21 protein-coding genes, 1 tRNA gene and 2 riboswitches are annotated in these 25,470 nt (G+C 67.6%); of the genes, 11 read left to right on the forward strand and 11 right to left on the reverse strand.

All coding sequences use genetic code 11. From position 1 onward, the window contains the following. Positions 1-54 precede the first annotated feature (54 nt). The 3 genes from gcvT to NP80_RS13760 all read right to left on the reverse strand — a co-directional run bounded on the left by gcvT (position 55) and on the right by NP80_RS13760 (position 3,320). Entirely contained in the window at positions 55-1,173 is a 1,119-nt protein-coding gene (gene gcvT / locus NP80_RS13750) for a glycine cleavage system aminomethyltransferase GcvT (RefSeq protein WP_006408844.1), read from the reverse strand. 84 nt (positions 1,174-1,257) lie between these two features. Continuing rightward, positions 1,258-1,389, reverse strand: a riboswitch (glycine riboswitch). Between the two features lie 35 nt (positions 1,390-1,424). Then, a riboswitch (glycine riboswitch) is annotated at positions 1,425-1,527 on the reverse strand. Positions 1,528-1,638: 111 nt separating this feature from the next. Continuing rightward, positions 1,639-2,016, reverse strand: coding sequence for a hypothetical protein (locus NP80_RS13755; protein ID WP_035945763.1), 378 nt, complete (start codon positions 2,014-2,016; stop codon positions 1,639-1,641). A gap of 251 nt (positions 2,017-2,267) precedes the next feature. Beyond that, positions 2,268-3,320, reverse strand: a complete 1,053-nt coding sequence (locus tag NP80_RS13760) for an oxidoreductase (protein ID WP_035945761.1) — start codon at positions 3,318-3,320, stop codon at positions 2,268-2,270. A gap of 331 nt (positions 3,321-3,651) precedes the next feature. On the opposite strand from NP80_RS13760, the gene NP80_RS13765 reads away from it, so the two are divergent. After that, the gene (locus NP80_RS13765; RefSeq protein ID WP_012467743.1) at positions 3,652-5,739 is read left to right on the forward strand and encodes a UvrD-helicase domain-containing protein; all 2,088 of its coding nucleotides are present in this window, start codon (positions 3,652-3,654) and stop codon (positions 5,737-5,739) included. A gap of 87 nt (positions 5,740-5,826) precedes the next feature. Here NP80_RS13765 and NP80_RS13770 read toward each other — a convergent pair whose 3' ends face one another. Continuing rightward, positions 5,827-6,720, reverse strand: coding sequence for a c-type cytochrome (locus NP80_RS13770; protein ID WP_012212500.1), 894 nt, complete (start codon positions 6,718-6,720; stop codon positions 5,827-5,829). Positions 6,721-6,975: 255 nt separating this feature from the next. Here NP80_RS13770 and NP80_RS13775 point away from each other — a divergent pair. The 4 genes from NP80_RS13775 (at position 6,976) to NP80_RS13790 (ending at position 11,760) form a co-directional block, all read left to right on the forward strand. Next, positions 6,976-7,051, forward strand: a tRNA-Arg gene (locus NP80_RS13775). A 212-nt stretch (positions 7,052-7,263) separates the two neighbouring features. Beyond that, the gene (locus NP80_RS13780; RefSeq protein ID WP_370445533.1) at positions 7,264-8,835 is read left to right on the forward strand and encodes a TIGR04222 domain-containing membrane protein; all 1,572 of its coding nucleotides are present in this window, start codon (positions 7,264-7,266) and stop codon (positions 8,833-8,835) included. Positions 8,836-9,057: 222 nt separating this feature from the next. Continuing rightward, positions 9,058-11,001 carry a tetratricopeptide repeat protein gene (locus NP80_RS13785; RefSeq protein WP_006411254.1) on the forward strand — a complete coding sequence of 648 codons (1,944 nt, stop codon included), beginning with the start codon at positions 9,058-9,060 and terminating at the stop codon, positions 10,999-11,001. 96 nt (positions 11,002-11,097) lie between these two features. Beyond that, positions 11,098-11,760 carry an acetyltransferase gene (locus tag NP80_RS13790; RefSeq protein WP_006411261.1) on the forward strand — a complete coding sequence of 221 codons (663 nt, stop codon included), beginning with the start codon at positions 11,098-11,100 and terminating at the stop codon, positions 11,758-11,760. Positions 11,761-11,771: 11 nt separating this feature from the next. Here NP80_RS13790 and vioA read toward each other — a convergent pair whose 3' ends face one another. The 5 genes from vioA to NP80_RS13815 all read right to left on the reverse strand — a co-directional run bounded on the left by vioA (position 11,772) and on the right by NP80_RS13815 (position 18,654). Further along, a complete protein-coding gene (vioA, locus tag NP80_RS13795; protein WP_006411258.1) occupies positions 11,772-12,914 on the reverse strand; it encodes a dTDP-4-amino-4,6-dideoxy-D-glucose aminotransferase VioA in 1,143 nt (380 codons plus the stop codon). Between the two features lie 27 nt (positions 12,915-12,941). Then, positions 12,942-15,281: a tetratricopeptide repeat protein gene (locus NP80_RS13800; protein ID WP_006411255.1), complete on the reverse strand. Its 2,340-nt coding sequence runs from the start codon at positions 15,279-15,281 to the stop codon at positions 12,942-12,944. Between the two features lie 250 nt (positions 15,282-15,531). Then, positions 15,532-15,831, reverse strand: coding sequence for a flagellar protein FliT (gene fliT, locus NP80_RS13805; RefSeq protein ID WP_006408299.1), 300 nt, complete (start codon positions 15,829-15,831; stop codon positions 15,532-15,534). 25 nt (positions 15,832-15,856) lie between these two features. Continuing rightward, entirely contained in the window at positions 15,857-17,365 is a 1,509-nt protein-coding gene (gene fliD, locus NP80_RS13810) for a flagellar filament capping protein FliD (protein WP_006408300.1), read from the reverse strand. A gap of 131 nt (positions 17,366-17,496) precedes the next feature. Continuing rightward, positions 17,497-18,654: a flagellin gene (locus NP80_RS13815; protein ID WP_006408301.1), complete on the reverse strand. Its 1,158-nt coding sequence runs from the start codon at positions 18,652-18,654 to the stop codon at positions 17,497-17,499. Between NP80_RS13815 and NP80_RS31240 the strand changes: the two genes are divergently transcribed. The 3 genes from NP80_RS31240 to NP80_RS13825 all read left to right on the forward strand — a co-directional run bounded on the left by NP80_RS31240 (position 18,653) and on the right by NP80_RS13825 (position 20,977). Continuing rightward, on the forward strand, positions 18,653-18,862 hold the full coding sequence (locus NP80_RS31240; RefSeq protein ID WP_144245535.1) for a hypothetical protein: 210 nt from the start codon (positions 18,653-18,655) through the stop codon (positions 18,860-18,862). The genes NP80_RS13815 and NP80_RS31240 overlap by 2 nt on opposite strands. A 302-nt stretch (positions 18,863-19,164) precedes the next feature. Then, positions 19,165-19,377, forward strand: coding sequence for a 30S ribosomal protein S21 (gene rpsU, locus NP80_RS13820; RefSeq protein ID WP_006401410.1), 213 nt, complete (start codon positions 19,165-19,167; stop codon positions 19,375-19,377). Positions 19,378-19,738: 361 nt separating this feature from the next. Then, the gene (locus NP80_RS13825) at positions 19,739-20,977 is read left to right on the forward strand and encodes a PepSY-associated TM helix domain-containing protein (RefSeq protein ID WP_035489566.1); all 1,239 of its coding nucleotides are present in this window, start codon (positions 19,739-19,741) and stop codon (positions 20,975-20,977) included. A gap of 36 nt (positions 20,978-21,013) precedes the next feature. Here NP80_RS13825 and NP80_RS13830 read toward each other — a convergent pair whose 3' ends face one another. Continuing rightward, positions 21,014-21,616 (reverse strand): DNA-3-methyladenine glycosylase I, encoded by a 603-nt coding sequence (locus NP80_RS13830; protein ID WP_006401407.1) that lies wholly within the window; start codon positions 21,614-21,616, stop codon positions 21,014-21,016. 142 nt (positions 21,617-21,758) lie between these two features. Here NP80_RS13830 and NP80_RS13835 point away from each other — a divergent pair, with 142 nt between their 5' ends. Together NP80_RS13835 and NP80_RS13840 are read left to right on the forward strand one after the other, a co-directional pair. Next, complete coding sequence (locus tag NP80_RS13835; RefSeq protein WP_006408304.1) at positions 21,759-22,643, forward strand: glucosamine kinase nucleotide-binding domain-containing protein; 885 nt, start codon at positions 21,759-21,761, stop codon at positions 22,641-22,643. A gap of 479 nt (positions 22,644-23,122) precedes the next feature. Beyond that, a complete protein-coding gene (locus tag NP80_RS13840) occupies positions 23,123-23,956 on the forward strand; it encodes a Cof-type HAD-IIB family hydrolase (protein WP_006408305.1) in 834 nt (277 codons plus the stop codon). 93 nt (positions 23,957-24,049) lie between these two features. Here NP80_RS13840 and aqpZ read toward each other — a convergent pair whose 3' ends face one another. Next, complete coding sequence (gene aqpZ / locus NP80_RS13845) at positions 24,050-24,796, reverse strand: aquaporin Z (protein WP_006408306.1); 747 nt, start codon at positions 24,794-24,796, stop codon at positions 24,050-24,052. A gap of 289 nt (positions 24,797-25,085) precedes the next feature. Here aqpZ and NP80_RS13850 point away from each other — a divergent pair, with 289 nt between their 5' ends. Next, the gene (locus NP80_RS13850; protein WP_006401402.1) at positions 25,086-25,382 is read left to right on the forward strand and encodes an H-NS histone family protein; all 297 of its coding nucleotides are present in this window, start codon (positions 25,086-25,088) and stop codon (positions 25,380-25,382) included. Positions 25,383-25,470 lie beyond the last annotated feature (88 nt).

Below are 25,470 nucleotides of genomic sequence, written 5' to 3' on the forward strand. Positions count from 1 at the left end.
GCGGTTGTTTTGCCGGGCGCCATATCCCGGCGAGCCGGGAGGCACTCCCGGTCGTTACGCAGCGAGGACCTTGCCGTTGCGCACGAACGGCAGTTTTACCACGCGCGCGGGAAGTTGCTTGTCACGAATCTGCACATGAACCGTGTCGCCGACCTGAACGGCCGTCGGCACGCGTGCGAACGCGATCGATTCCTGCATCGAGGGCGAGAACGTACCGCTCGTGATCTCGCCTTCGCCGTGCGGCGTGACGACCTTCTGGTGCGCGCGCAGCACGCCGCCCGCCTTGCCGTTTTCCTTTTGCAGGATCAGGCCGACGAAGGCGGCGCGCGTGCCGTCGCGCTCGAGCGCTTCGCGGCCGACGAACGCGCGCGGCGTCGACAGGTCGACCGTCCACGCGAGGCCCGCGTCGAGCGGCGACACGGTGTCGTCCATGTCCTGCCCGTACAGGTTCATGCCGGCTTCGAGCCGCAGCGTGTCGCGCGCGCCGAGCCCGCACGGACGCACGCCGTGCTGCTGCAGCGCGTTCCACAGCGCCTCGACGTGCACGGCGGGGACGATCACTTCGAAGCCGTCCTCGCCCGTGTAGCCGGTGCGCGCGACCGTCAGATCGCCGAACGGCGTGCCGGCGACCTGCGCGGCGTTGAACGGCTTCAGCTCGCTCGTCGCGGCGCGCGCGGCGGGCACGGTCGCCCAGACCTTTTCGCGTGCGTTCGGACCCTGTACGGCGACGATCGCGAAATCGCGGCGCGGCGCGATCGTGAGCCCGTAGCCGCCTTGCTCGTTGAGCTGATTGAACCAGGCGATGTCCTTGTCGGCCGTGCCGGCGTTGACGACCACGCGGAAGAAGTCTTCGGTGAAGTAATAGACGATCAGGTCGTCGATGACGCCGCCTTGCGGATTGAGCAGGCACGAGTAGAGCGCCTTGCCGGGCGTCTTCAGCTTGCCGACGTTGTTCGCGATCGCGTGCTCGAAGAAGGCGCGCGCGCGGCTGCCGGTGAAATCGACGACGCACATGTGCGACACGTCGAACATGCCGGCGTCGGTGCGCACCGCTTCGTGCTCTTCGATCTGCGAGCCGTAGTTGACGGGCATGTCCCAGCCGCCGAAATCGACCATGCGGGCATTGAGTGCGCGATGCGCGGCGTTGAGCGGGGTATGTTTCAGTGCAGTCATCGAGGCCTCAGGCAAGGCGCTTGCGCGCGGATCAGAACGGCCATGTGCCGACCGCTGCGGCGATGGGCCGGCGAGCGATCCTGTACATGCCCCTCTGTCCTCGATACCTGAGAGATTGCGCTGCGGGATTGCCCCGGCGAACGCGCGCCCCTTCGGTGGGCAGCCTGCCGGCGCTGCATGCGCAGCCGGCTACTGCCGCTCTCCAGAGTGCGGGGAGTGGTGCGGCCCGCGCGAAGCGCGGACGGGATTCCCCGACGCGGTCGGTCCTTTTGCCTGAGAGTTTGCGGGTGTGCCCCTTCGGCGGCGCGACCGGTGCTGAAACGCTGCGGTCACGCGCTCTCCCGACGCGTGCGGGCGACTGTACGCGAGCGGTCGAGCCTTGTCAATTTGAGCAAAAGAATGTCGCTTCGCGACAAGCGGCGGTGCCCGACACCGCCCCGTTTCCCAGCCGCGACGGGTGCCGGATCACTCGCCGATCGCGCGCGCGGCCGTGTCCAGTTCCTGATTCAGCACGCGCTGTTCGTCGGCCGACAGCCCGCCGCCGTGCTGGCCGGCCATGTCGCTCGATTCCTGCCGGATCACGTCGAGACGATGGTGCAGCTGGGCGCCGTACGGCGGCGGATACGCGCCGCCGTTCACGTGTGTGTCGATGCGGTGATGAAGGATGTCGATGCGGCCGAGCACCTGCTGCATCCGCTCGTTGGCCGCCGCCTGCGGATTCGGGCGCGGCGCCGGGGCCGCAGGGGCGGGCGCCGGACGGACAGGCCGCGGCCGCTCGACGACGCATGCGGCGAGCGAAGAAATCAGGACGCAGCAGAGCGCTGCGCGAACCAACCGTTGCATCGAATTCTCCTGACGATAGGGTGTCGGATCGGCTTTTTGGGAAACGCGTCAGACCGGCGTACCGCTGACTTTCGTTCCCGCGCCAGTTGTAACGGAATGTTGAGCCGGGTTGGGCCGGGCGGCAGCCGGCGCCGGCGGGACGGCCGCCGAAAGCGGCTCGCGCTTGCGCGGTGGTCGAGGCCGACCGCGCTGACGCGGCTGCCCAAGCGCGGCGGCAGGCGCCCCGAGCCGCGCTGCCGCGGCGCGTGCCGTCAGATCGTGCGCCGCACGAACGGCAACCGTCGCCCGTCGTGCTCGCTCTGTGCGGCGAGCTCGATGATCGTCATCACGTCGACCGCGTCCTGCGGTGTGACCGGGAACGGCGCCGCGTCTTGCACCGCCGCGGCGAGCGCGCGATAGAACTCCGCGTACTGGCCGTCGAGCGTCGGCACCGGCCGCTCGACTTCGATCTCGCCCTCGAGCACGCGCAGCACGCCCGGGCGGTTGCCGCCGCCGAATTCGACGTCGTCGGGCGTAAGGCCGGCCTTCAGCTGGTCTTCCTGCGTGTCGAGGCCGTATTTCTGATAGCTGCCGCGCGTGCCGTGCAGCGTGAAGCGCGCCGGCTCGATCGCCGACAGCGCGCTCGCGTGCAGCGCGACGTCCTTGTCCGGATAGCCGAGCAGCAGATGTACGAAATCCGGCGCGGTGCCGTTGTCGCGGCGCGTCTTGACGGTCGCGCTCACCGTCTCGGGCAGCCCGAACAGCGCGAGTGCCTGATCGATCAGGTGCGGGCCGAGGTCGAGCAGCAGGCCGCCGCCGCGGGCCGGCTCCTCACGCCAGCGCGTGCGCGGCGTGGGCCGGAAGCGGTCGAAGTGCGATGCGAAATAGGTGAGGCGGCCGAGCTCGCCCGCTTCGACGAGTCGCCGCACCGTGAGGAAATCGCCGTCCCAGCGGCGGTTGTGAAACGGCGCGAACAAGCGGCTGCGCGCGTTCGCGAGCCGGGCGAGCGCGAGCGCTTCGTCGGCGGTCAGCGTGACCGGCTTGTCGACGACGACGTGGCGGCCCGCCTCGAGCACGCGGCGCGCGAGCGCGAAGTGCGTGTCGTTCGGCGTGGCGATCACCACGCAATCGATGTCGTCGAGTGCGAGCAGCGCGTCGAGATCGGCGACGATGCGCGCGCCCGGATACGCGGCGCGCGCGCGATCGGGCTGACCCGTCGCGATCGCGGCGACTTCCGTGCGGCCGCTCGCGGCGATCACCGGCGCGTGAAACGTGGCGCCGGCGAAACCGAAACCCATCAGACCAATCCTGAGCAATGACGACATGGCAATTCCTGGCGACGAATGAAACGGAAGGATCGCGTGCCGGGGCGGCGCGATGACGACTGGCTATTTTGGCATGACGCCGCGGTGGGGCGCGATCGGCCGTTCGGCCGAGGTGCGAGGGCGGTGCGCGCCGGCGCTGCGCCAACCGCGCGATCGCGGGCGCGGCGTGCCGCGCCGTGCCGTGCCGGCGCTCGGCGGCGGGCTTCGCGAAACGCGCGCCGCCGACGTGTTAACATGCGCGTCCCGTCCGCGCATGCGCGTGCTTCGCAGCCTCCGGCGCGCGCGGCATCCTCCCGGCCTATCGCCGTCAACCGCAACATCATCCGACATCATGTCCGCAGGCCTGAACCCCGCTCAGAACGAAGCGGTGCGCTACCTCGACGGTCCCTGCCTCGTGCTCGCCGGCGCGGGCAGCGGCAAGACCCGCGTGATCACGCAGAAGATCGCGCACCTGATCGAAGCGAAGGGCTTCGAGCCGCGCCACATCGCGGCCGTCACGTTCACGAACAAGGCGGCCGCCGAAATGCGCGAGCGCGTGTCGAAGCTGCTCGAAGGCAAGACGCTCACGACGCCCGGCAAGGAAGGGCGCAAGGTGCCCGTGAACCAGCTGACCGTCTGCACGTTCCACTCGCTCGGCGTGCAGATCCTGCGCCAGGAGGCCGAGCACGTCGGCCTGAAGCCGCAGTTCTCGATCATGGATTCGGACGACTGCTTCGGGATGATCCAGGAGCAGATCGGCACGACCGACAAGGGCCTGATCCGCAAGATCCAGAACATCATTTCGCTGTGGAAGAACGGCCTCGTCACGCCCGAGGAGGCGATGACGATCGCCGCGAACGAGGACGAGCACCAGGCCGCGCTCGTGTACCGCAACTACGTCGCGACGCTGCACGCGTACCAGGCCGTCGACTTCGACGACCTGATCCGGCTGCCGACCGAGCTGTTCGCGAAGAACGAGCAGGTGCGCGACCGTTGGCAGAACAAGCTGCGCTACCTGCTGATCGACGAATACCAGGACACGAACGCGTGCCAGTACCAGCTGCTGAAGCTGCTCGCGGGCCCGCGCGCCGCGTTCACGGCGGTCGGCGACGACGACCAGGCGATCTACGGCTGGCGCGGCGCGACGCTCGAGAACCTGGCGCAGCTCGGCAAGGATTTTCCGAAGCTGCACGTGATCAAGCTCGAGCAGAACTACCGGTCGACGGTGCGGATCCTGACTGCCGCGAACAACGTCATCGCGAACAATCCGAAGCTGTTCGAGAAGAAGCTGTGGTCCGAGCACGGGATGGGCGACGCGATCACCGTCACCGCGTGCAACGACGAGGAGCACGAGGCCGAATCGGTCGTGTTCCGGCTGTCCGCGCACAAGTTCGAGCGGCGCGCGCAGTTCCGCGACTACGCGATCCTCTATCGCGGCAACTTCCAGGCGCGAATCTTCGAACAGGTGCTGCGGCGCGAGCGGATTCCGTACGTGCTGTCCGGCGGCCAGTCGTTCTTCGACAAGGCCGAGATCAAGGATCTGTGCGCGTATCTGCGCCTGATCGCGAACGCCGACGACGATCCCGCCTTCATTCGCGCCGTCACGACGCCGCGCCGCGGGATCGGCAACACGACGCTCGAGGCGCTCGGCGCATTTGCCGGGCAGGCGAAGGTATCGCTGTTCGAGGCCGTTTATATGGGCGGGATCGAGGCGCGGCTGTCGGCGCGGCAGATCGAGCCGCTGCGGATGTTCTGCGACTTCATCCAGCGGCTGACCGAGCGCGCGGACAAGGAGCCCGCGTCCGTCGTGCTGGACGACATGATGGAAGCGATCCACTACGAGGCGTATCTGTACGACGCGTTCGACGAGCGGCAGGCGCAGTCGAAGTGGCAGAACGTGCTCGAGTTCCTCGAATGGCTGAAGCGCAAGGGCACGAAGCCCGAGACGGAAGCCGTCGACGGCGAGGCCGACGGTTTCCACAACGCGGACGGGCTCGCCGATACCGGCAAGAACCTGCTCGGGCTGATCCAGACCGTCGCGCTGATGTCGATGCTCGAAGGCAAGGAAGAGGACCCGGACGCCGTGCGGCTGTCGACCGTCCATGCGTCGAAGGGGCTCGAGTATCCGCACGTGTTCCTCGTCGGCGTCGAGGAGGGCATCATGCCGCACCGCGGCGGCAGCGAGGACGACGGCCCGATCGACGACGAGCGGATCGAGGAGGAGCGCCGGCTGATGTACGTCGCGATCACGCGCGCGCAGCGCAGCCTGCATCTCAACTGGTGCAAGAAGCGCAAGCGGGCGCGCGAGACCGTCGTGTGCGAGCCGTCGCGGTTCATTCCGGAGATGGGCCTCGACGATGCGCCGCCGCCGACGCCCGAGGAAGCGCCGATGACGCCCAAGGACCGCCTCGCGAGCCTGAAGGCGCTGCTGCAGAAGTGATGCCGCAGCGCCGGTGCGGCGATTGCGCGGACAAACAAAAACCCGCGACGCGCAACGCGTCGCGGGTTTTTTATGGCGCGGCGTGCGTTATTTCGCTGCGTTGACCATGTAGTCGACGGCCGCCTTCACGTCGGCATCCGACGCGTTCGACCCGCCTTTCGGCGGCATCGCGCCCTTGCCGTGCAGCGCGTAGTTGTAGACGGTGTCCATCGAGTCCTTCAGGCGCGGCGCCCAGTCTTCCTTGCTGCCGAACTTCGGCGCGCCGAGCACGCCGGCTGCGTGGCAGGCCTGGCAGACCTGCGTGTACAGCGCCTTGCCGGCCGAGGCGGCGTCGGCGCTCGTCGGCGCGGCTGCCGGTTTTTCGCCGGCCTTCGGAATCGCGGCGATCGCGGCCTGCGCGGCGGCGATCTGCGCGCTGGCCGCGTCGGCGGCGCCCGATGCGCCTGCCGCGCCGCTGGCGGGCTGCGCGGCGTTGGCGGCCGGTGCGGCCGGTTCGGGGAAGTTCGCGCCGTCGTTGTTCGCCATGTAGACGATCGCGCGCGCGATCTCGTAGTCGCTGACGTCGTCGGGGTTCGTGCCGCCGCGCGGCGGCATCGCGCCCTTGCCGGCGAGCGCCGTCTTCAGCAGCGTGTCGAAGCCTTGCGCGATGCGCGGCGCCCAGTCGTCCTTGTTGCCGAACTTCGGCGCGCCCGCGGCGCCCGTGCCGTGGCACGTGACGCAGACCGCCTTGTACACCTCCTCACCCGTCTTGTACGTGCGCGGTGCGTTGGCATCCTTCACGTCGACCTGCGCGATCGGCGCGATGCGCCGCGCGACCTGATCGTCGGACAGCGCGTCCGTGCCGGCGCCCGCGCGGAACGCGTGGTTCGCATAGGTGGCAAACAGAACGATGAGGGCAATCGGAATCGCGAACGACGCGATGATGAGGGCAATCAGCTGCCCGGGGGTTTTGACGGGAGATTCGTGGGGTGCTTCGCTCATGCTTGCCTCGTCTCCGTGAATAGGAATTGTGAGCGCGGTGCAACGGCAAAATGGCTGTCCAATGAAGCACGGACGATTATAGACGGAACGTTTACATCACGGCGAGCGGCGCGATGGCGCGTGTTTACCCGCACGGGATGCGGGTGGCGGCGGGAGCCGGCGCGCAAGGTGGACGCGTCATCGGAAACAGGGTATCCTTGCCGTCTTGCCAAATCGTGGGCGATCTTGTTTATTGGGGTCGTTTCACTGTCTCAGGCGCCCGTAGCTCAATGGATAGAGTACTGCCCTCCGAAGGCAGGGGTTGCTGGTTCGATCCCAGCCGGGCGCGCCACATTGCCTGTTCAGGCTTTCCTCTCTGTCGCTTTCCGCTTCGTCGTTGTTTCCATCGCACTGATATACATCGCCGGTCTCAGCGCAGTCATGCGTGAAGGCGCGAGCACCTCACGCCGCCTCGCCGTCGCGTAAGCGCGTTATGCGAGAATCGCCCGCAACGACAACTCGAGCGACGATCGCGGCGGCCGTCTGCGCATCGCGCCCATGCCGATGGCTACCACCCCGTCTTCCCCGATCGCCGGCGACATGCCGGCCGACTGGCAGCAGGCGCTGCTCGCGCGCCTGAACGCCTATTCTCCCGACGACCCCCATGCGCCGCTGCCATACAGCCGGCGGCTCGCCGACGCCGAAGGCTGGTCGCACGATCGCGCACTGGCTGTGATCGAGGAATACAAGCGCTTCGCGTTCCTCGCGCAGGCGGCCGGACATGCGGTCACGCCGTCGGTCGCGGTCGACGCCGCATGGCATCTCCATCTGCAATACACGCGCGAATACTGGGAGGTGTTCTGTGCCGACGTATTGCAGGCGCCGCTGCATCACATGCCCGGCACAGGCGCGCCGGACGAGGCACGCGTGTACGAGCAGCGCTATCGCGACACGCTCGACAGCTATCGTCGGCTGTTCGGCTGCGAGCCGCCGGAATCGATCTGGCCGCGTCCGGCGCGTTCGCGTGCGGACACCGAATCGTCGCGCGCGGACGGCGGCTCGACCGCACGCGCGCCGGACGAGCGCGGGGCCGCGGCACCTGCGGCGCGGCGCAACTGGCGTAACCGTCTGCCCAAGCTGGCGTGGCCGGCAGCCGCCGCAAGTGTCGCGGCGACCTGCGCGTCGGCGCGGGACCTCAACGTGCTGAACTACACGGGGCCGCAGTTCCTCGCGTTCTATATCCCGGCCTGCATCGTCGCGCTGCTGCTGATCGTCGGCTTGCAGCAGGTCGAATACCGCTGCCGGCGCCGACGTGTATTCACGCGCGAAGCGGTGCCGGAGCTGAGCGCCGAGCAGCTCGCGTATATCGCCGGCGAAGAGACGCGCGTCGTGCAGGTGATGACGCTGTCGCTGATCCAGGCGGGCGCGATCGATCTGAGGCGGGCCGGCCGGCTGGGCACGCGCGTGACGCTCGTCGATGCGGCGCGCGCCGGCGCCTACGCGGACGAGTGCGAATGGCTGGCCGCTCAGCCGGACGGCGAAGTGAGCTTCGGCGCGTTCCGCCAGCTCCTCGCGCGGCGCGCGGCGCAATACGCGGATGCCGTGCACCGGCGTGAATGGCTTTGGGCGCCGGGCGAGATGCGTGCGGCGCGGCTGGCGGCGCGCGCGATCGTATTGATCGTGCTGGGCACGGGCATCGCAAAGCTCGCGGTCGGACTCAGTCGCGGCCGGCCGGTGCTGCTGCTCGGCATCGGCATGGCCGCATTCGCGATCGCCTACGGCATCATCGCCGAGCGTCTGACGGGCTTCGGGCGCGGCGGCCTGTCGGTGGGCGGCCGGGCGACGCTCGACGCGCACCGCAACGATCGCCACGACGAACGCGGTACGCCGGACGATTTGCTGTGGGCCACCGCGCTGTTCGGTGCGGGCGCGCTGGCCGGCACTGCGTGGGCCATGCATGCGAGCGCGTTGATGGAGCCGCCGCCGCTGATGGCGGCCGCGATGCGCGCGGACGGAACGAGCGGGTCGTCGCCCAGCAGCCACGCAAGCGATTTCGGGCCGAGCTGCTCGTCGTCGAGTTCGTGCAGTTCCAGTTCCTGCGCGGCGAGTTGCGGCGGGTGTTCGTCGAACAGTTGAGTCGTTGGTGTAGGCGGTGGCGGCGTCCGATGAACCGTCGATGGTGGTGGCCGCTTGCCACCGCCAACCCACCAACCCGCCACCACACCCCATCCGCCGAACAACCACGCGGAACGGGCTCATCTCCTCGCATCGCCCGTACATCCGCTTCGGTAACCTGTCATCCGAAGCCGTCCGCGCTGAAACGAAATCGTCGCGCGCACGGCCCTTTGCCTGCCTCCGATGATGACGCCCGTTTCCGCCGATTCCGCGCCCGTTCAACGTGCCGCGACCCTATGCCAGAACGGCCAGTTCGCTGCCGCGCTGTCGCTCGTCGCGCCGTTGCTCGACACGCCCGCGGCCGATGCCATGGCACTGCATGTCGCGGCCGTCTGCGCGCTCGGCCTGAACCGGCACGCGGATGCGGAGCACTGGTGGCGGCGTGCGATCGACACGATGCCGGCATTCGAGCCCCCTTACGATGGCCTCTGCGCCTTGCTCGTATCGCAGCAGCGATACGCCGACGCGGCAGACGTGCTGCGCCGGCAACTCGAGTCGGTCGAGCCGCTGCGCGCGTCGCATCATCATCGGCTCGGCAAGCTGCTCGAAATGCTCGGCCGCTTCAGCGAGGCCGAACAGGCGTTCGGGCAGGCACTGCTGCTCGAGCCGCAGTCGGCGGAAGTGCTGAACGATCTCGGCAACGTGCTGCGTGTCGTCGGACGGCAGGCCGAGGCCGAACTCGCGTATCGGCTCGCGATCGCCGTGCGTTCGGATCACGCGCTCGCCCATGCGAATCTCGGCGCGATCCTCGTCGACATGCAGCGCCTGCCCGAAGCGGAAGCCGCGAGCCGGCAAGCGCTCGCCCTGTGCCCCGATCATCCGGAGGCGCATTACAACCTCGGCGTCGCGCTGCAGAATCTCGATCGTCTCGCCGAAGCGGAAGCAGCGTATCGCGATGCGATTCGCTGCCGCCCCGGCCTGGCACAGGCGCACAACAATCTCGGCTGCGTGCTGCGCGCGCAGGGACGCCACGACGAAGCGATGGCGGTCTTCGCCGACGCGCTCGCCCTTGCGCCGCAGATGGCCGAAGTGCACTACAACCTCGGCGCGACGTTCGCGCATGCCGGTCGCTTTGCGGATGCGGAGCGCGCATACCGCCGCGCGCTCGAACTGCGCGGCGACTATGCGGACGCGCAGTTCGGTCTCGCGACGCTGCTGCTCGGCCTCGGTCGGTTCGACGAAGGCTGGCGGCGCTATGAATCGCGCTACGCGCAGTCGACGTTCGTCCATCGGCGCACGCGCGAGATACTGCGATGCGCGCAGTGGCAGGGCGAGCCGCTCGCGGGCCGCACGCTGCTCGTGTGGCAGGAGGATGGCCTCGGCGACATGCTGCAGTTCAGCCGCTATTTCAGCGAGTTTCGTGCGCGGGGCGCGGCGCGTGTGGTATTCGCGTGTCAGCCGGCGCTGCATCGGCTCATGGAAACGGTCGACGGCATCGACGCGGTGCTCGATCACGACGCGGCCATCGCGCGTTCGGCCGAATTCGATTACTGGACGAGCCCGCTCAGCGCGCCGCTGTATGCGGGGACGACGCTCGACACGATCCCGCCGCCGGTGCGGCTCGTGCCCGATCCCGAGCGCGTCGCGCGGTGGCGGGTGCGGCTGGACGCGCTGCCTGCCGGTCCGCGTGTCGGTCTCGTCTGGAAAGGCAACCCGAAGCATCACAACGACGCGCATCGTTCGCTGCCGTCGCTCGCGTTGCTGACGCCATTGTGGAGCGTGCCGGGCGTGCAATTCGTGAGCCTGCAGAAGGGGCAGGGCGAAGACGAGGCGCGCATGCCGCCGGGCGGCCTGCCGCTGCTGCATCTCGGTTCGGAGATCGGCGATTTCGCCGATACGGCGGCGATCGTCGCGCAACTCGATCTCGTGGTCTGCGTCGACACGTCGATCGCGCATCTGGCGGCGTCGCTCGGCAAACCGTGCTGGGTCCTGTTGCCGAATCAGGACGTCGACTGGCGTTGGCTGCACGAGCGCGACGATTCGCCGTGGTATCCGGGCACGATGCGGCTGTTTCGACGCGGGCGCGAGGAAAGCTGGATCAGGGTGGCCGAGCGCTTGCGGGAGGCGTTTGCGGCGTATTTTGCGAACCATCGTACCGCGGCGAACGAGCCGGCCCGTGTCGGCTGACGACGCATTGCACGTAGCGTACCGCTTGGGCACACCGTGCAAGACCGTGCGACGGCACTCATCGCATTTTTGTTTTTCCGTTCAATCGAGGCACGCGTGGACAACATCGTGATCGTGGGTTCGTCGGGGCACGCCAAAGTCGTGATCGACATCGTCGAGCAGGCCGGTCGGTACCGGATTGCCGGCTTGATCGATTCGTTTCGATCGCGCGGCGAGCAGACGCTCGGTTATCCGGTGCTCGGCGCCGAGCGCGACTTGCCGCAACTGGTCGACGCGCATCGGGTCACGGGCGTGCTGGTCGCCATCGGCGACAACCATGCGCGCGAGCAAGTGACGGCGACGCTCGCGTCGATCGTGCCGGATCTTCCGCACGTGACGGCCATTCATCCTGCCGCGCGGGTCGGCAAGGCTTCGACGATCGGCGCGGGTACGGTCGTGATGGCGGGGGCTGTGATCAATCCGTGCTGTGCGATCGGCGCAGCGTGCATCGTCAACACGAATGCGTCGCTCGATCACGACGGTGTCATGGACGACTTCTCGAGCCTCGCGCCGGGCGTCGTGACGGGCGGCAACTGCCGGATCGGACGCGGCGCGGCGATCGGCCTCGGCGCGATGCTGCGGCACCGGATCGCGGTGGGCGAGCACGCTGTCGTCGGCGCGGGCGCCGTGGTGTTACGCGACGTCGACCCGTACACGGTCGCATACGGGAATCCGGCGCGCCGGATTCGCGAACGTGCGGCGGGCGAGCGCTATCTATGAATGTCGCGGGCTCAGCCGGCGATCAGATCGACGATGCGGTGGACCATCGCATCGGTCAGCGCCGGATAGATCGGCAGGCATAGCACCTTGCGCGACGCCTCGGACGCGACGGGCAGGTTGTCGCGGTTCGCGGACGGCAAGCCGCGATACATCGGGAACTCCGAAATCAACGGATGGAAGTAGCGGCGCGCGTAGACGTCGTAGTCGCGCAGCTTGCGATAGAGCGCATCGCGGTCGAGCGGATATGCTTCGTCGACGAGGATCGCGAAATACGCGTAGTTCGCGACCGCATGGTCGCCGCGCGGCAGGCAGCGAATCCCGCGCACGTCGCTCAGCAGCGTGCGGTACAGCGTGTCGATCTCGCGGCGGCGCGCAAGCGCGGCGTCGATGTGCTGCAGCTGCAGCATCCCGAACGCGGCGTTGATCTCGCTCATTTTCCCGTTGATGCCGGGCGCGACGACCGTGACTTCGTCGACGAACCCGAAATTCTTCAGATGGTCGATCCGCTGCTTGGTCTTCGCGTCGGGGCAGATGATCGCGCCGCCTTCGAACGTATTGAACACCTTCGTCGCATGGAAGCTCAGCACCGACAAATCGCCGTGGGTCAGCACGCTGCCGGTGTCGGTGCGTACGCCGAACGCATGCGCGGCGTCGTAAATCACGCGCAGGTTGTAGTTGTCGGCGATCTTCTGAATTGCGTCGACGTCGCACGGATTGCCGTAGCAATGCACGGGCATGATCGCGGTGGTTTGCGGCGTGATGGCCGCCTCGATGCGCGCCGGGTCGAGATTGAGCGTGCCGGGCGTCACGTCGACGAATACCGGCTTGATGCCGTTCCACAGCAGCGAATGCGCGGTCGCGACGAACGAATAAGGCGTCGTGATGACCTCGCCGTTGATGCGTAGCGCCTGCAGCGCGGTCACGAGCGCGAGCGTGCCGTTGGCGAACAGCGACAGATACGGAACGCCGAGATACTCGCAGAGCGCGCGCTCGAACTGCTGGTGGAACGGGCCGCCGTTGGTGAGCGTCCTGCTTTCCCAGATCTTCTCGAGGTATGGCAGGAAGTCTTCGAGCGGCGGCAAGTGCGGTTGCGTGACGTAGATGCGTTCGTTCGGCAATTGCGCGACGGACGAGGCGGGCAGGCTGGCGGTCATGGCGGTCTCTCTCGAATGGCGCGGCGATCAGGCGTCGACCGTATCGGGCACGGCGGCCGCATCGTCGAACAACGGCGTATCGAATGCTGTGGCGGGTTCGCCTGCGCACCAGCGCCGCCACATCGTGCGCAGCGCCGACGACAGGCCCGCCGCGACGACGGCTGGCCGGAACGCAGCCGACTGCGCGCAACGTGCGCGCAGACCCGTGCGCAGCACGTGCAGCGCGGCGGTGTCGCGGCCGAGCGCGACGGCCTTCGCGACGAAGTCGTCCTCGTCCTTCGCGATATATTCGTCGAGCCGGACATGCTGCAGCCAGCCGGCGCTACCGCGCCCGGCCACCGTCGAGCCGGGGATCGTCACGGTGGGAACGCCCATCCACAGCGCATTCAGCGTGGTCGTCGAACCGGTGTACGGAAAGGCATCGAGGCAAAGGTCCACGCCGTGATGCTGCTGCATGTAGACGGGGATGTTCGAGCGCGGATGGAACGTCAGACGGCTCGCGTCGATGCCGGCCGCGGCGAACCATTCGGTCAGCGTGCGCTGATCGCCGGCATTGCCGATCGCGCCGAGCGCCATGCGTGCCGTCGGGTCCGCATGCAGCACGCGCGCCCACACCGCGACGACTCGCGGGCTCAGCTTGTTCAGGCGGTTGAAGCTGCCGTACGTCGTATAGCCGTTGTGCAACGCGGGCAGCGCATTGACCGGCGGGCAGTGCGGCGGCGGCATGAACGGCGCGATCGCGGGCAGCCGCACGATCTGCTCGACGAATTGATCATCGAATACGCCGTGCGGCGCAACGAATCGATCGGTGAGGTAATAGTCCATCGACGCGAGGCCGGTCGTCGCCGGATAGCCGATCCAGGACGCCTGCACCGGCGCCGCACGTTGCGCGAGCGCGACGAGCCGATTGCGTCCGGTGTGGCCCGACAGATCGATCGCGATGTCGATCCGGTCGCTGCGAACGCGCTCGAGGAACGCGTGATCGCTCATGCCGGCGACGTTGCGCCAGCCTGCCGCACAGGCCTTGAAGCGTTCGGATGTCTGATCTTCTTCGACATGGTTGTGATAGAAGGGCATCGCGATGCCGGTGTCGGCGGCGAGATGTTCGATCACGGGAACTGCGTAGGACGCCACCGCATGGTTGAACAGGTCGCCCGATACGAAGCCGACCCGAAGCCGGCGTGCCGGGTCGCGCGAATTCGAGAAAGCCGCCGCTCGCTTGCGCTTGCGATCTTCGTAGCGCTGGCCGAACTTGCGATGTTCGGCCACCAGCGCTTGCGGATCGAGATCGCTGCTGTGTGCAAGGCAGAACAGCATGCTGCTGTGCGTGACGCTGTCGGTCGGGTCGATTTCGATTGCACGGCGAAGCCAGCCGAGTGCTTCCTGGGTCGCACCGAGTTCGAGCAGCAGGAAGCCGAGCGTGCCGTTCGGTGCCGCGGCGTTGGGCGCGAGTTCGACCGCGCGCCGGCATGCGGCGATCGCTTCGTCTGCGCGACGCAGCGCGAACAGCACGAGGCCGTGGATGCGGAGCGCTTCCGCGTGATCCGGCCGCAATTCCAGCAGGCGTCGGCACGTGTCGTCGGCTTCCGCGAGGCGGTTCATCACGCGCAGCGTGTCGGCGAGCAGGATCCGCACGAGCACTTCGTCGGGCAGCAGCGCGATGGTGCGCAGACCGGCATCGATCATCTCGGCATAGCGGCCGCTCTTGTGCAGCGATGCGGACAGCGCGCGCCAGCACGCACCATCGTCCGGGTATTCCGCGACGAGCCGTTGTGCATGCGCGGTAGCTTCGTCGTGCTTGCCCTTCTCGAACAGTGCCGCATGCTTTTGCAGCTGATGCGCACTCGCGCGGCGAACCGCCCTGCCGGCGCCGTTCGGTGCGGCCGCTTCGGCGACAGTCTCGGCCACGATCGCCGCGCCGACGCCCGTGGGCGCAATCGCCGCAGCGGCCGTCGCGAGCCGCGCGTCCGGCATGGCCATCTGGGCGATCAGTCCGTCGAGCGCAGGACCGCGCACGCCGCGCTGCTGGGCGATCTCGACCGCAATCCAGGCGGCCGGCGTTTGTCCGCTGCGATGCAGTGCATGGATGTAGCTGACCCAGTAGTAGCCGTTCGCCGGATTCGCGCCGAGCGCGGCTTCGAAATGCGGCAGCGCGTCGGCCGGCCGGCCCGTATCGACCAGCAGGACCGCGAGGTTGTAGCGGGCGTCCGCATGCGCGGGCATCGCATCGAGGATCGCTTCGTACAGCGCCTGCGCTTCGGCAAACGCGCCGCTGCGCTGGCGCTCGAGCGCGTTTTCCATGACGAGCGCAATATCCTGCGCGAGCTGCTGTTCGGGCGTGAGCGTGGCCGGGGCGGACGGGGGCATGATCGAATCTGCGGAAAGTCGGTCCCTACGATTATGGGTAGCGGGCCGCCGCGCCGATGCCGCGAGGTGACGGTAAAAGCACGGTCAGTTTGGGCAATTGAGCGGCGAGCGGCGGCGCGGCGACACGGCGTGCGACACGCAAAAAAACGCCCGCGCGAGGCGGGCGGAGTCGAACGAGCGCGCCCTCACATCAGCGCGTTGTTCTTGTTGTCGGGTGGGCCGCACGGTCACGCGCGGCAGCCGGCGCGCGTCAGCGGCTGGCGATGTTCTGGTATTGGCCGGCGGCCTGCACGCGGCTCATCGCCGCCTGGTATTCGTCGGCGAGTTCCCGCTGTGCGCGCTGCGCATCGGCGAAGATGCGCTCGTTGCTGGCCTGCATGCGCCGGATCGCGGCGATGCCGGCGGGCGGCTGGTCGGCCGAGAGCGACAGGACGAGCGGCTCGCGCGCCGCGGCGAGGCGTACCGCCTCGGTCCAGTCGGCCATCGCGGCCGCGTGCTCGATTGCATCGGTGAGCGCGTCGAGCTGCGCGATCAGTTCGGTCTGTTCCATCGTGGCTCCCGGGTCCGGATCGCGCTCAGCTCTTGTTGCTCGACAGCGCGCCGGCGCTGTTCGTGCCGCCGAACAGCTGCGTCAGGTACTGCGAATTGTTGTTCATCGTCGCCATCAGCGTATTGAGCGCCGTGAACTGCGCCTGGTACTGGCTCGTCAGCTGCGCCGCATAGGTCGACAGCGCCGTCTGCTGCTGCGCGACGCTCTTCAGGTCGTTGCTGAGCGCGGTCGTCCGCGCGGCGATCAGTCCGTTCGTCTTCGTGTAGTTCGTGATGCTGGTCGTCAGCTGCTCGCCGATACCGTTCGTCGAGTTGAACAGCGATGCGACGCCCGTCGGATTGTTCTGCAGCGCGCTATTGAGCGCCGTGCTGTCGACCTGCAGCGTGCCGTCGGCCTGCAGCGTGACGCCGATCGACGCGAGGTTCACGGTCGAGCCGTTGTTCGTGACGCCGCCGGCGACGATCGACGCCAATGCATTGCGGATCGTATTCAGCGTCGAGTCGCCCAGCAGCGGGCCCTGCGACGACGCGCCGGACGTGAAGCTCGACAGCGAGCCCATCGTCGTGACGAGCGTGTTGTAGAGCGTCGCGAAATTGCTGATCGCGTTGGCCTGGCTCTTCGTATCGGCCGCGACGGTCAGCGTCATCGGCTGCGTCGCGCTGACGGCCGCGGCGGTCAGGTTCAGCGTGACGCCCGTGATTGCGCCCGTCACGGCATTGGTCGCGCTCGTGCCGGCAATCCCGTTGATCGTGAACGCGGCGTCCTGCGCGGCGGTACTTTGCTTCCACGCTGCGCTGCCGTTCGCGGACGTGACCGTCGACTGCCCGCCCGTCGTGCTGGCCGTCGACGTGACACCGAGGCTCGACAGCCCTTTGTCGTTGGCGACGTTGCTGAGCGAGACGCTGATCGTGTTGGCCGCGCCCGTCGGCGTCGAGCTGAGCACGAGATGCGCGCCGTCGCTGCCGTTGACGACCGACGCGACGATGCCCGGGTTGCCGGTCGCGTTGTTGATCGCGGCGGCGATGCCGGACAGCGTGTTGTTCGCGCCGTTGACGTCGACGGTGAACGACTGGCTGCCCAGCGACAGCGTCATCGTGCCGGTGCCGAGCGCGGTCGACGCGCCGAATGCGGCCGAGGACAGCGACTGCGACGTCGCGATCTGCGTAACGCCGACCGAGTAGCTGCCCGCAACGGCGCCGGCGCCAGCGGTCGCGGTGAGGCCGGTGCCGCTTGCGGTGGCGGTGAAGGTGTTCTGCAGCGAGCCGTTCGACAGTGTCGTGAGGCCGGCCTGCAAGGCGCTCAGCGCGGCCGACAGGGCGCCGAACGCGGAAATCTGGGTGTTGTCGCTGGTCTGCTGCGCGGTGAGCGCGGCGGCCTGACCGGCGGTCTTCGCATTGACGAGCGCCGTCACGAGCGAGTTCACGTCCATCGACGAGTTGCCGGTCGAACCGCTGATGATCGATTGCGCAGCTTGCTGCAGCAGGCTGTTGGCCGAGTTGGTGGCGGAAGTGACGGCGGAGTTGATCGTCGACATCGTAGTGCTCCGTGCGGCGGTGAATGCGTGAAATCGGTGAAGAAGGTCCGGCGGCGACAGGTGCGGTCGCACGCCGGATGCAGGCAGCCGGGCCGCGCATTGCGCGGGCCCGGCCGTCGGTTGCTACGCGATTACTGCAGGAGCTTCAGGACCTGCTGCGGCAGCGAGTTCGCCTGTGCGAGCACCGAGATGCCGGCTTGCTGCAGCACCTGGTTCTTCGACATGTTCGCGGTTTCCTGCGCGAAGTTCGCGTCGGTGATCTGCGACTGAGCGGACGACAGGTCGGTCGACTCGGCCTGCTGCGCGGTTGCGATCGCCGTGAAGCGGTTTTGTGCGGCGCCGAGCGCTGCCTGCAGGTTGTTCACCGTTTGCAGTGCGTTGTCGATCGAGACCATCGCGACGTTCGCGCCGCTGACCGTGCTGATGTCGAGGTTCGACACGGTCGCCGGCTTGTTGACGGCGTTGATTTGCGCAACGGCATTCGAGATCGCCGTGAGCGAAGCTTGCGACATGCTCGCGTTCGTCGCGCCTGCGCTGATCGAGATTTGCTCGACCGTTGCGCCGTTCGATGCTGCGGCGGTGGACGTCGCGAAGATCGCCGCTGCCGTTGCGCCGGTGATCGCCGTGCCGTTCTGGTCGGTGAACGTGAAGCCGCCCTTGCCGTCGGACAGCACGTTGACTGCCGTGATGACCGCACCCGACGACGTGTATGCGCCGCTCGAGTCGAGGCTCAGACCCGTGACCGTGCCGACCGTCTGGCCTGCCTGCACAAGGCCGCCGCCGATTTGTGCTGCCGACATGCTCTGGCTCAGATCCAGCGAGATCGTCTGACCGACGTTCGCGCCGACCTGGAACGACACGATGCCGGCGTTGCCGTTCAGGATGTTCGTGCCGTTGTACGTCGTTTGCGACGCGATACGGTTCACTTCCTGAATCTGTTGCGCGACTTCCTGTTGCAGCGCGGCCTGGTCGGTCGACGACATCGTGCCCGTCGATGCCTGCACGGCCAGCTGGCGGATACGCTGCAGGCTGTTCGTCAGCGACGACAGCGCGCTCGATGCGGTCTGGATCATCGACACGCCATCGTTTGCGTTCGACACGCCCTGATTCAGGCCGTTGATCTGCGTTTGCATCCGCGTCGAGATCGCGAGACCCGCTGCGTCGTCCGCTGCGCTGTTGATGCGCTTGCCCGACGACAGACGCGTGATCGCTTGCGACAGCGCGTTCTGCGAACCGTTCAGGTTCTGCTGTGCGACCAGCGAGTTGATGTTGCTATTGATTCCGAGCATGGAAAAATCTCCTGTTAAGCCGAAAGCCTTGGAAAGCCGTTTTGGCGTCGGCGGAAGCACTCGTTCATTGCTGGCCGCCTCAGAGCAGGATTTCGGCGGCACAAAACAAAACTTGAGGGGATCGAGGAGATTCGGCCCGATTTTTATGTCGAGGGGTCGGATTGCTGTGCCGCGATGGCGGTCGGACGTTGAGCGCGCCGTGGCGTGAGCCCTTTCGTCGCTCGCCCACGCGCGGACGACAAAAGGGTGGTTTTGTCTGTGATTCCCTGCTATGATGGCGGGCTGAATTGAGATTTCTGTCACGCCTTTGCCGTTTTCGGCATGTCTGCTGGCAGTCAAACGCGGCGCTGCACGCGGCTTGTGAAGCGTACTCGCGGTGCTTTCCGCCTCTCTTTTCCGGCCTCCGAGGCCGTATTTCCGCTCGTTTCGCCTGTTGTGGGAACGCCCGGATGGCCGGTGCGTGGCGCTTGGCCGCTACGTTTTTGACCGTTTAAGCAATTTAGGAACGACATGACGACGATTCTTCTGAAAGAAAACGAGCCGTTCGAAGTGGCGATTCGCCGCTTTCGTCGCGCTATCGAAAAAAATGGCCTGATCGCTGAACTGCGCGAGCGCCAGTCCTACGAAAAGCCGACCGCAGTCCGCAAGCGCAAGAAGGCAGCAGCCGTCAAGCGCCTGCACAAGCGTCTGCGCAGCCAGATGCTGCCGAAGAAGCTCCACTAAGAGCATCGACGGTTCGCCGCGAAACGGCGGAGCGTGCTTCGAAAGAAGCCGCTCCGCCGTTTTGCTTTTGAGGCGCGGAAAGCGTCTGCTCGATCGGCCGGGCGCCGGTGTGGAGTCATCGCAACCACGGTGTCGCGCGACGCAAAGCGGTTCACGCGAACGGAACGAAAGTAAGAATCATTTGCATTGCGTTAGAATGTCGCGCGTTGTCACTCCATCCGCAACACGCGCAACACTGCGATGCCGCGCCCGTCAGTCGCTGCCGCAAACGCCGCTGCGTGTGCGTAGCTTCCATGATCCGCAATCCGTCCCTTCCGGGCCATCGTCCGATTCGGCCTGCTCGTCATCCGCGGTGCGCGCGATGAATGCGTTCGTGCGACCGCTGTTCGTCCGCCTGCATCGATGGTTCGGCCTCGCGACCGCGCTGTTTTTGTTCGTCGCGGGGCTCACCGGCGCGCTGATCGCCTGGGATCACGAGCTCGACGCGGCGCTGAACCGCGACTTCTACGTCGCGCGCAGCGGCGGGAAGCCGCTTTCGCCGCTCGTGCTCGCCGCGCGGATCGAAGCGGCCGACCCGCGCGTGCAGGTGACTTATCTGCCGCTCGCCGTCGAGCCCGGCCATACGCTGCAGGCCGGCGTGATGCCGCGTACCGATCCGGCGACGGGGCAGCCCTATGCGATCGATTTCAACCAGATCGCCGTCGATCCGGCGACCGGCGCCGTGCAGGCGCGCCGCGAATGGGGCGCACTGTCGCTCGCGCGGCTCGATCTGATTCCGTTCATCTACCGGCTGCATTACTCGCTGTTCCTGCCCGTGTACGGCGGCGTGAACTTCGGCTTCTGGGTGATGGGCGTCGTCGGCATCGTATGGGCGTTCGACAGTCTGATCGCGCTCGTGCTCGCCTTTCCGAGCATGAAAAGCTGGCGCAAGTCATTCGCGTTCCGCGTGCGGCGCGGCGGCTACCCGCTCGTGTTCGACCTGCATCGGTCGGGCGGCGTGTGGGTGTGGGGGCTGCTGCTCGTCGTCGCGATCACGTCGATCTCGATGAACCTCGGCAACCCGGTCGTGCGTCCGCTCGTGTCGCTGTTCTCGCCGCTGTCGGAGACGCCGTATACAAACCCCGAGCATTTCCCGCCCGCGCCGCCGGGCAGCAAGGTGCTGGCGCGCGAGCGCATCGTCGAACTTGCCGGCCCGGCCGCCCGCGACGCGGGAATCGCGGCGCCGCCCGGTGCGCTGCTCTACGCGCCGGCGATGAACGTCTATGCGGTCGGCTTCTTCGAGCCGGGTAACGATCACGGCGATGCCGGCCTCGGCAACGCGTGGCTGTACTGGGACGCCGTCACGGGTAAGCCCGTCGCGGCCCAGCTGCCGGGGCGCGGCTCGCTCGGCGACCTCTTCATGCAGGTGCAGTTTCCGCTGCATTCGGGACGCATCGCCGGCGTGGCGGGGCGCGTCGCGGTCAGCGTGCTCGGCATCGTCATCGCGATGCTCAGCGTGACGGGCATCTGCATCTGGGTGAAGAAGCGCAGTGCACGCGTGCGGGCGGCGCGCGGCGCGTCGCGGACAGCCGTGCCCGCTTCGTCGCGGCCCGCGCGCTGAGCGCCGAACGGCGGCTGCCCGCGCGCCGCCGATTCGTCAGCCCGCTTTGCGCGCGCGCGCCGGCTGTTTGCCGCCGAGCGCCGCGCATCGCGCATGGCACGGGCAGCCGACTTCATGATCGTTGACCATTCCGGTTGCCTGCATCAGCGCGTAGCAGATCGTCGAGCCGACGAACTTGCAGCCGTACGCCTTCAGCGCCTTGCTGAGCGCATCGGAGCGCTCCGTCGACGCCGGTGCGTCGCGGTACGACTGCCACGCGTTCTGGATCGGCGTGTGATCGACAAACGACCAGAGGAAGTGCGCGAGCGAACCGTGCTCCTCGCGGATGCGCTGCACCGCGCGCGCATTGGCGACGGCGGCTTCCACCTTCGCGCGGTTGCGCACGATGCCCGGATTTTCCAGCAGCTTCTCGATACGCTTCGGCGTGAAGCGCGCGACGGCGTCGACGTCGAAATCGGCGAATGCGTCGCGGTAACCGGCGCGCTTGTTCAGGATCGTCGACCACGACAGCCCGGCCTGCGCGCCTTCGAGGATCAGCATCTCGAACAGGTGACGATCGTCGTGCGACGGCACACCCCACTCGGTGTCGTGATAGTGAGCGTCCGCTTCGGTTTTGACCCAGTTGCATCGCTGCGACATCGTCTGCCTCGCTTCCCGTATCGATTCGATCGCGCCAGCATAGCGGAAGGCCCCGGCGCGGGATAGCTGGCCGTACGGCAGATGGGCGCGCGCCGCCGATCCGGTTAAGCTTGGCGCCTGTTCGAATCAGCGGGATGAAGGCATGACGGCATTACCTTTTGCGATCGGCATCGACGGCGGCGGCACGGGCACGCGCGCGGTGCTCGCCGATCGGCACGGGCGCGAACTCGCGCAGGGGCGCGGCGGCCCGTCGGGGCTGGGGCTCGGCATCGAGCGTGCGTGGGCGTCGATCGCGGCCGCGTGCGCGGACGCATTCACGCGCGCCGGGCTCGCGTTCGACTGGGCGCAGTGCGCGCTTGGCTGCGGGCTGGCGGGCGTCAACAACGCGGCGTGGCTCGCCGCTTTCCGGGCGCAGGCACCGCTCGCGGCGCTCGCGATCGAGAGCGACGCTTATACGACGGTCCTCGGCGCGCACGGCGGCGCACCGGGGCTGATCGTCGCGCTCGGCACCGGCAGCATCGCGGCCGCGCTCGATGCCGACGGCGCATGCCGGATCGCCGGCGGCTTCGGCTTCCCGTCCGGCGACGAGGCGAGCGGCGCGTGGCTCGGCATGCGCGCGCTCGCCTATGCGCAACAGGCGCTCGACGGACGCGCGCCGCGCGACGCGTTTGCGGAGGCGCTGCTCGCGGAAACCGGTGCGCAGGATCGCGATGCGCTCGTCCAGTGGTCGTGCGACGCGAACCAGACGGTCTATGCGCGGCTTGCCCCGATCGTGTTCGCGCACGGTGCGCATCCGGTTGCGCGCGCATTGATCGCGCAGGCCGGCGACGAGATCGGCAAGATGATCGACGCGCTCGATCCCGGGCAGACGCTGCCGGTCGCCTTGTGCGGCGGCCTGGCCGATGCGCTCTCGCCGGCCGTGCCGGCCCGGCACACGGCGCGGTTGCGCGCGCCGCTCGAGGACTCCGCACACGGCGCGTTGCAGCTCGCACTACGGACGTTGCGCGCGGCGGGCGACGGCGGCTGAGGGAGGCGGAGCGCGACGGGGCTAGGGCGGGACGCAAGAGCGCAGCCGGGGCGGAACGAGGACGGGGCGGTGACGGACGGACCGGCACGAGGACAACGCGCGACAGGCGCAGGCGGTGCGCGCGCTCGCTATAACGGCGACACGCGCCGCAGCCCCGCAGACGCCCAAGGCGCAAGGCCCGAGGCCCGAGGCCCGAGGCCCGAGGCTCGAAGCCCGAAGCCCGAGCACTGAGGCCCGAGCACCGAGCAGCGAGCACCGAGCAGCGAGCACCGAGCCCGAGCCCGAGCCCGAGCCCGAGCCCGACGCCCGACGCCCGAGCCCGAGCCCGAGCCCGAGCCCGACGCCCGACGCCCGACGCCCGAGCCCGACGCCCGACGCCCGAGCCCGAGCCCGAGCCCGAGCCCGACGCCCCACCACCCACCCCCGCCCGACGCTAAAATGACGGCTCCGCAGCGCGCTGCGCGCCTTCCTTGCTCCCCATGTACAAAGTCATCGCCACCGATCTCGACGGCACCCTGCTGAACAGCGACCACCAGCTCGATCCGTACACGATCGAGACCGTCCGCCGGCTCGACCGCGACGGCGTGCAGTTCGTGATCGCAACGGGGCGCCACTACGCGGACGTCGCCGGCATCCGCGACGTGCTCGGCATCCGCCCGTACCTGATCACGTCGAACGGCGCGCGCGTCCATGCGCCGGACGACACGACGATCCACGCGCAGGACATCGATCCGGCCATCGTCCGCCGTCTGGTGCTGCCCGAGATTGCCGGCGCGCACGGCCGCGTGATCGTCAATCTGTTTACCGAACACGGCTGGCTGATCGACCGCGATGCCCCGCACCTGCTCGAATTCCATCAGGACTCGGGCTTCCGGTACGAAGTAATCGACATGCTCGCGCACGACGGCGCGGACATCGCGAAGGTGCTGTATATCGGCGAACCGGCCGATCTGGCGGTCGTCGCCGAGCAGATGCGCGTGCAGTTCGGCGATGCGCTGTACGTCACGTACTCGCTGCCCGACTGTCTCGAAGTGATGACCGCGAACGTGTCGAAGGGCCGCGCGCTGCGCGCGGTGCTCGGGCGGCTCGGCGTCGACGCCGGCCATTGCGTCGCGTTCGGCGACAACATGAACGACATCGACCTGCTCGAAACGGCCGGCCATGCTTTCATGATGAACAACGCAAACCCGGATCTGATCGCGCGGCTGCCGCACATCCCGCGGATCGGCAACAACTTCGACGCGGGCGTCGCGCGTCATCTCCGTACGCTGTTCGCGCTCGAGGATCTCGCCGCGTCCCGAGTCCCGACATGAAAAACGGGCGCCAGCGGCGCCCGTCAAATGGCTTGCCTCTATCTTCTTGTGCAGCGTGAGGCTCGCTGCTCTGCTCGCATGACCCCGTAGTGGTTATTCGCTTGTGCGAGCGGATGCCGTCGGCAGCAGGTCGAGCGCGTCGTCGCGGCCCGCTACCAGCGGGTAGATGACCCCGGCGAGCGCCGCACCGATCAGCGGCGCGATCCAGAACAGCCAGAGCTGGCCGATCGCATCGCCGCCGACGAACAGCGCCGGGCCGGTCGAACGAGCGGGGTTCACCGACGTGTTGGTGACCGGGATCGAGATCAGGTGAATCAGCGTCAGGCACAGCCCGATCGCGATCGGCGCGAAGCCTGCCGGCACGCCGCGCTTGTCGGTCGCGCCGAGGATCACGAACAGGAAGAAGCCCGTCATCACGACTTCGCAGATGAACGACGCCGCGAGCGAGTAGTGGCCCGGCGAGCGCTCGCCGAAACCGTTCGTCGCGAAACCGCTGCCGACGACGTCGAAGCCCGGCTTGCCGGTCGCGATCAGATACAGCACGAACGCGCCGATCGTTGCGCCCACCACCTGTGCGACGATGTACGGGACGAGGTCGCGTGCCGGGAAGCGCCCGGCGACCGTCAGGCCGACGCTCACGGCCGGATTCAGATGGCAGCCCGAAATGTGGCCGATCGCGAACGCCATCGTCAGGACGGTGAGCCCGAATGCGAGCGCGACGCCGGCAAATCCGATGCCGAGGCCCGGGAAGGCGGCGGCCAGCACGGCGCTGCCGCACCCGCCGAGCACCAGCCAGAACGTGCCGAATACCTCTGCAGCGAGCCGCTGAGAAAGATTCATGGGAGGACCTCGTTCAAGTGGGTTGAAGACAAACCGGCGACGGTTACGATTTAGCCGCCGTCCGGAATTGGTCTGGATTATAGGAAATGAAACGCCGCATCGTGGTCAACGATTGTTAAATTTGAGTAGCTGACAAATCGCTTTATTAGAATAAGTCCGCATTCTCGATATATGCGGACCGGTTAAAAATGTCGGCATTAATTTCGATTGGCACGGCGCAGGACGGATTGAGCGGGGGCCGTGTCGCGGCGGATGCGCCGGGGCGCATCATGGAAAGGGGAGTCAAAAAATGTCTCAATACGCAAAACTCAAGGCCCAGATCGCCGAATTGCAGGCCCAGGCGGACGAGGTGCGGCGTCAGGAAGTCGAAGCCGTGATTGCCGATATCCGGCGCCTGATCGACGAATACGGGCTGACCGCGCAGGATCTCGGCTTTGCCGAGCGCGCGCGCCGCGGCCGTCCGCCCAAAAAGGCGCCGCTGCCGCCGAAATACCGCGATCCGAAGACGGGCGCGACCTGGAGCGGTCGCGGCAAGCCGCCGAATTGGATCGTCGGCAAAAACCGCGACCGTTTCCTGATGGAGTGACCGACAGCCAAAAAGAAAGAGCCGCATCGTCGATGCGGCTCTTTGGTTTTACGCGCCGGATTTCGGCGCGATTTTCACCGGCTATTTC

The organism is Burkholderia multivorans ATCC BAA-247 (assembly GCF_000959525.1).
In the GTDB taxonomy this organism is placed as follows: domain Bacteria; phylum Pseudomonadota; class Gammaproteobacteria; order Burkholderiales; family Burkholderiaceae; genus Burkholderia; species Burkholderia multivorans.

Excerpts from the sequence above, each read along its gene's own strand:
- gcvT (WP_006408844.1), bottom strand. The coding sequence starts at position 1,173 with ATGACTGCACTGAAACATACCCCGCTCAACGCCGCGCATCGCGCACTC.
- NP80_RS13755 (WP_035945763.1), bottom strand. The coding sequence starts at position 2,016 with ATGCAACGGTTGGTTCGCGCAGCGCTCTGCTGCGTCCTGATTTCTTCG.
- NP80_RS13760 (WP_035945761.1), bottom strand. The coding sequence starts at position 3,320 with ATGTCGTCATTGCTCAGGATTGGTCTGATGGGTTTCGGTTTCGCCGGC.
- NP80_RS13765 (WP_012467743.1), top strand. The coding sequence starts at position 3,652 with ATGTCCGCAGGCCTGAACCCCGCTCAGAACGAAGCGGTGCGCTACCTC.
- NP80_RS13770 (WP_012212500.1), bottom strand. The coding sequence starts at position 6,720 with ATGAGCGAAGCACCCCACGAATCTCCCGTCAAAACCCCCGGGCAGCTG.
- NP80_RS13780 (WP_370445533.1), top strand. The coding sequence starts at position 7,264 with ATGGCTACCACCCCGTCTTCCCCGATCGCCGGCGACATGCCGGCCGAC.
- NP80_RS13785 (WP_006411254.1), top strand. The coding sequence starts at position 9,058 with ATGATGACGCCCGTTTCCGCCGATTCCGCGCCCGTTCAACGTGCCGCG.
- vioA (WP_006411258.1), bottom strand. The coding sequence starts at position 12,914 with ATGACCGCCAGCCTGCCCGCCTCGTCCGTCGCGCAATTGCCGAACGAA.
- NP80_RS13800 (WP_006411255.1), bottom strand. The coding sequence starts at position 15,281 with ATGCCCCCGTCCGCCCCGGCCACGCTCACGCCCGAACAGCAGCTCGCG.
- fliT (WP_006408299.1), bottom strand. The coding sequence starts at position 15,831 with ATGGAACAGACCGAACTGATCGCGCAGCTCGACGCGCTCACCGATGCA.
- fliD (WP_006408300.1), bottom strand. The coding sequence starts at position 17,365 with ATGTCGACGATCAACTCCGCCGTCACTTCCGCCACCAACTCGGCCAAC.
- NP80_RS31240 (WP_144245535.1), top strand. The coding sequence starts at position 18,653 with ATGGAAAAATCTCCTGTTAAGCCGAAAGCCTTGGAAAGCCGTTTTGGC.
- NP80_RS13815 (WP_006408301.1), bottom strand. The coding sequence starts at position 18,654 with ATGCTCGGAATCAATAGCAACATCAACTCGCTGGTCGCACAGCAGAAC.
- rpsU (WP_006401410.1), top strand. The coding sequence starts at position 19,165 with ATGACGACGATTCTTCTGAAAGAAAACGAGCCGTTCGAAGTGGCGATT.
- NP80_RS13825 (WP_035489566.1), top strand. The coding sequence starts at position 19,739 with ATGAATGCGTTCGTGCGACCGCTGTTCGTCCGCCTGCATCGATGGTTC.
- NP80_RS13830 (WP_006401407.1), bottom strand. The coding sequence starts at position 21,616 with ATGTCGCAGCGATGCAACTGGGTCAAAACCGAAGCGGACGCTCACTAT.
- NP80_RS13835 (WP_006408304.1), top strand. The coding sequence starts at position 21,759 with ATGACGGCATTACCTTTTGCGATCGGCATCGACGGCGGCGGCACGGGC.
- NP80_RS13840 (WP_006408305.1), top strand. The coding sequence starts at position 23,123 with ATGTACAAAGTCATCGCCACCGATCTCGACGGCACCCTGCTGAACAGC.
- aqpZ (WP_006408306.1), bottom strand. The coding sequence starts at position 24,796 with ATGAATCTTTCTCAGCGGCTCGCTGCAGAGGTATTCGGCACGTTCTGG.
- NP80_RS13850 (WP_006401402.1), top strand. The coding sequence starts at position 25,086 with ATGTCTCAATACGCAAAACTCAAGGCCCAGATCGCCGAATTGCAGGCC.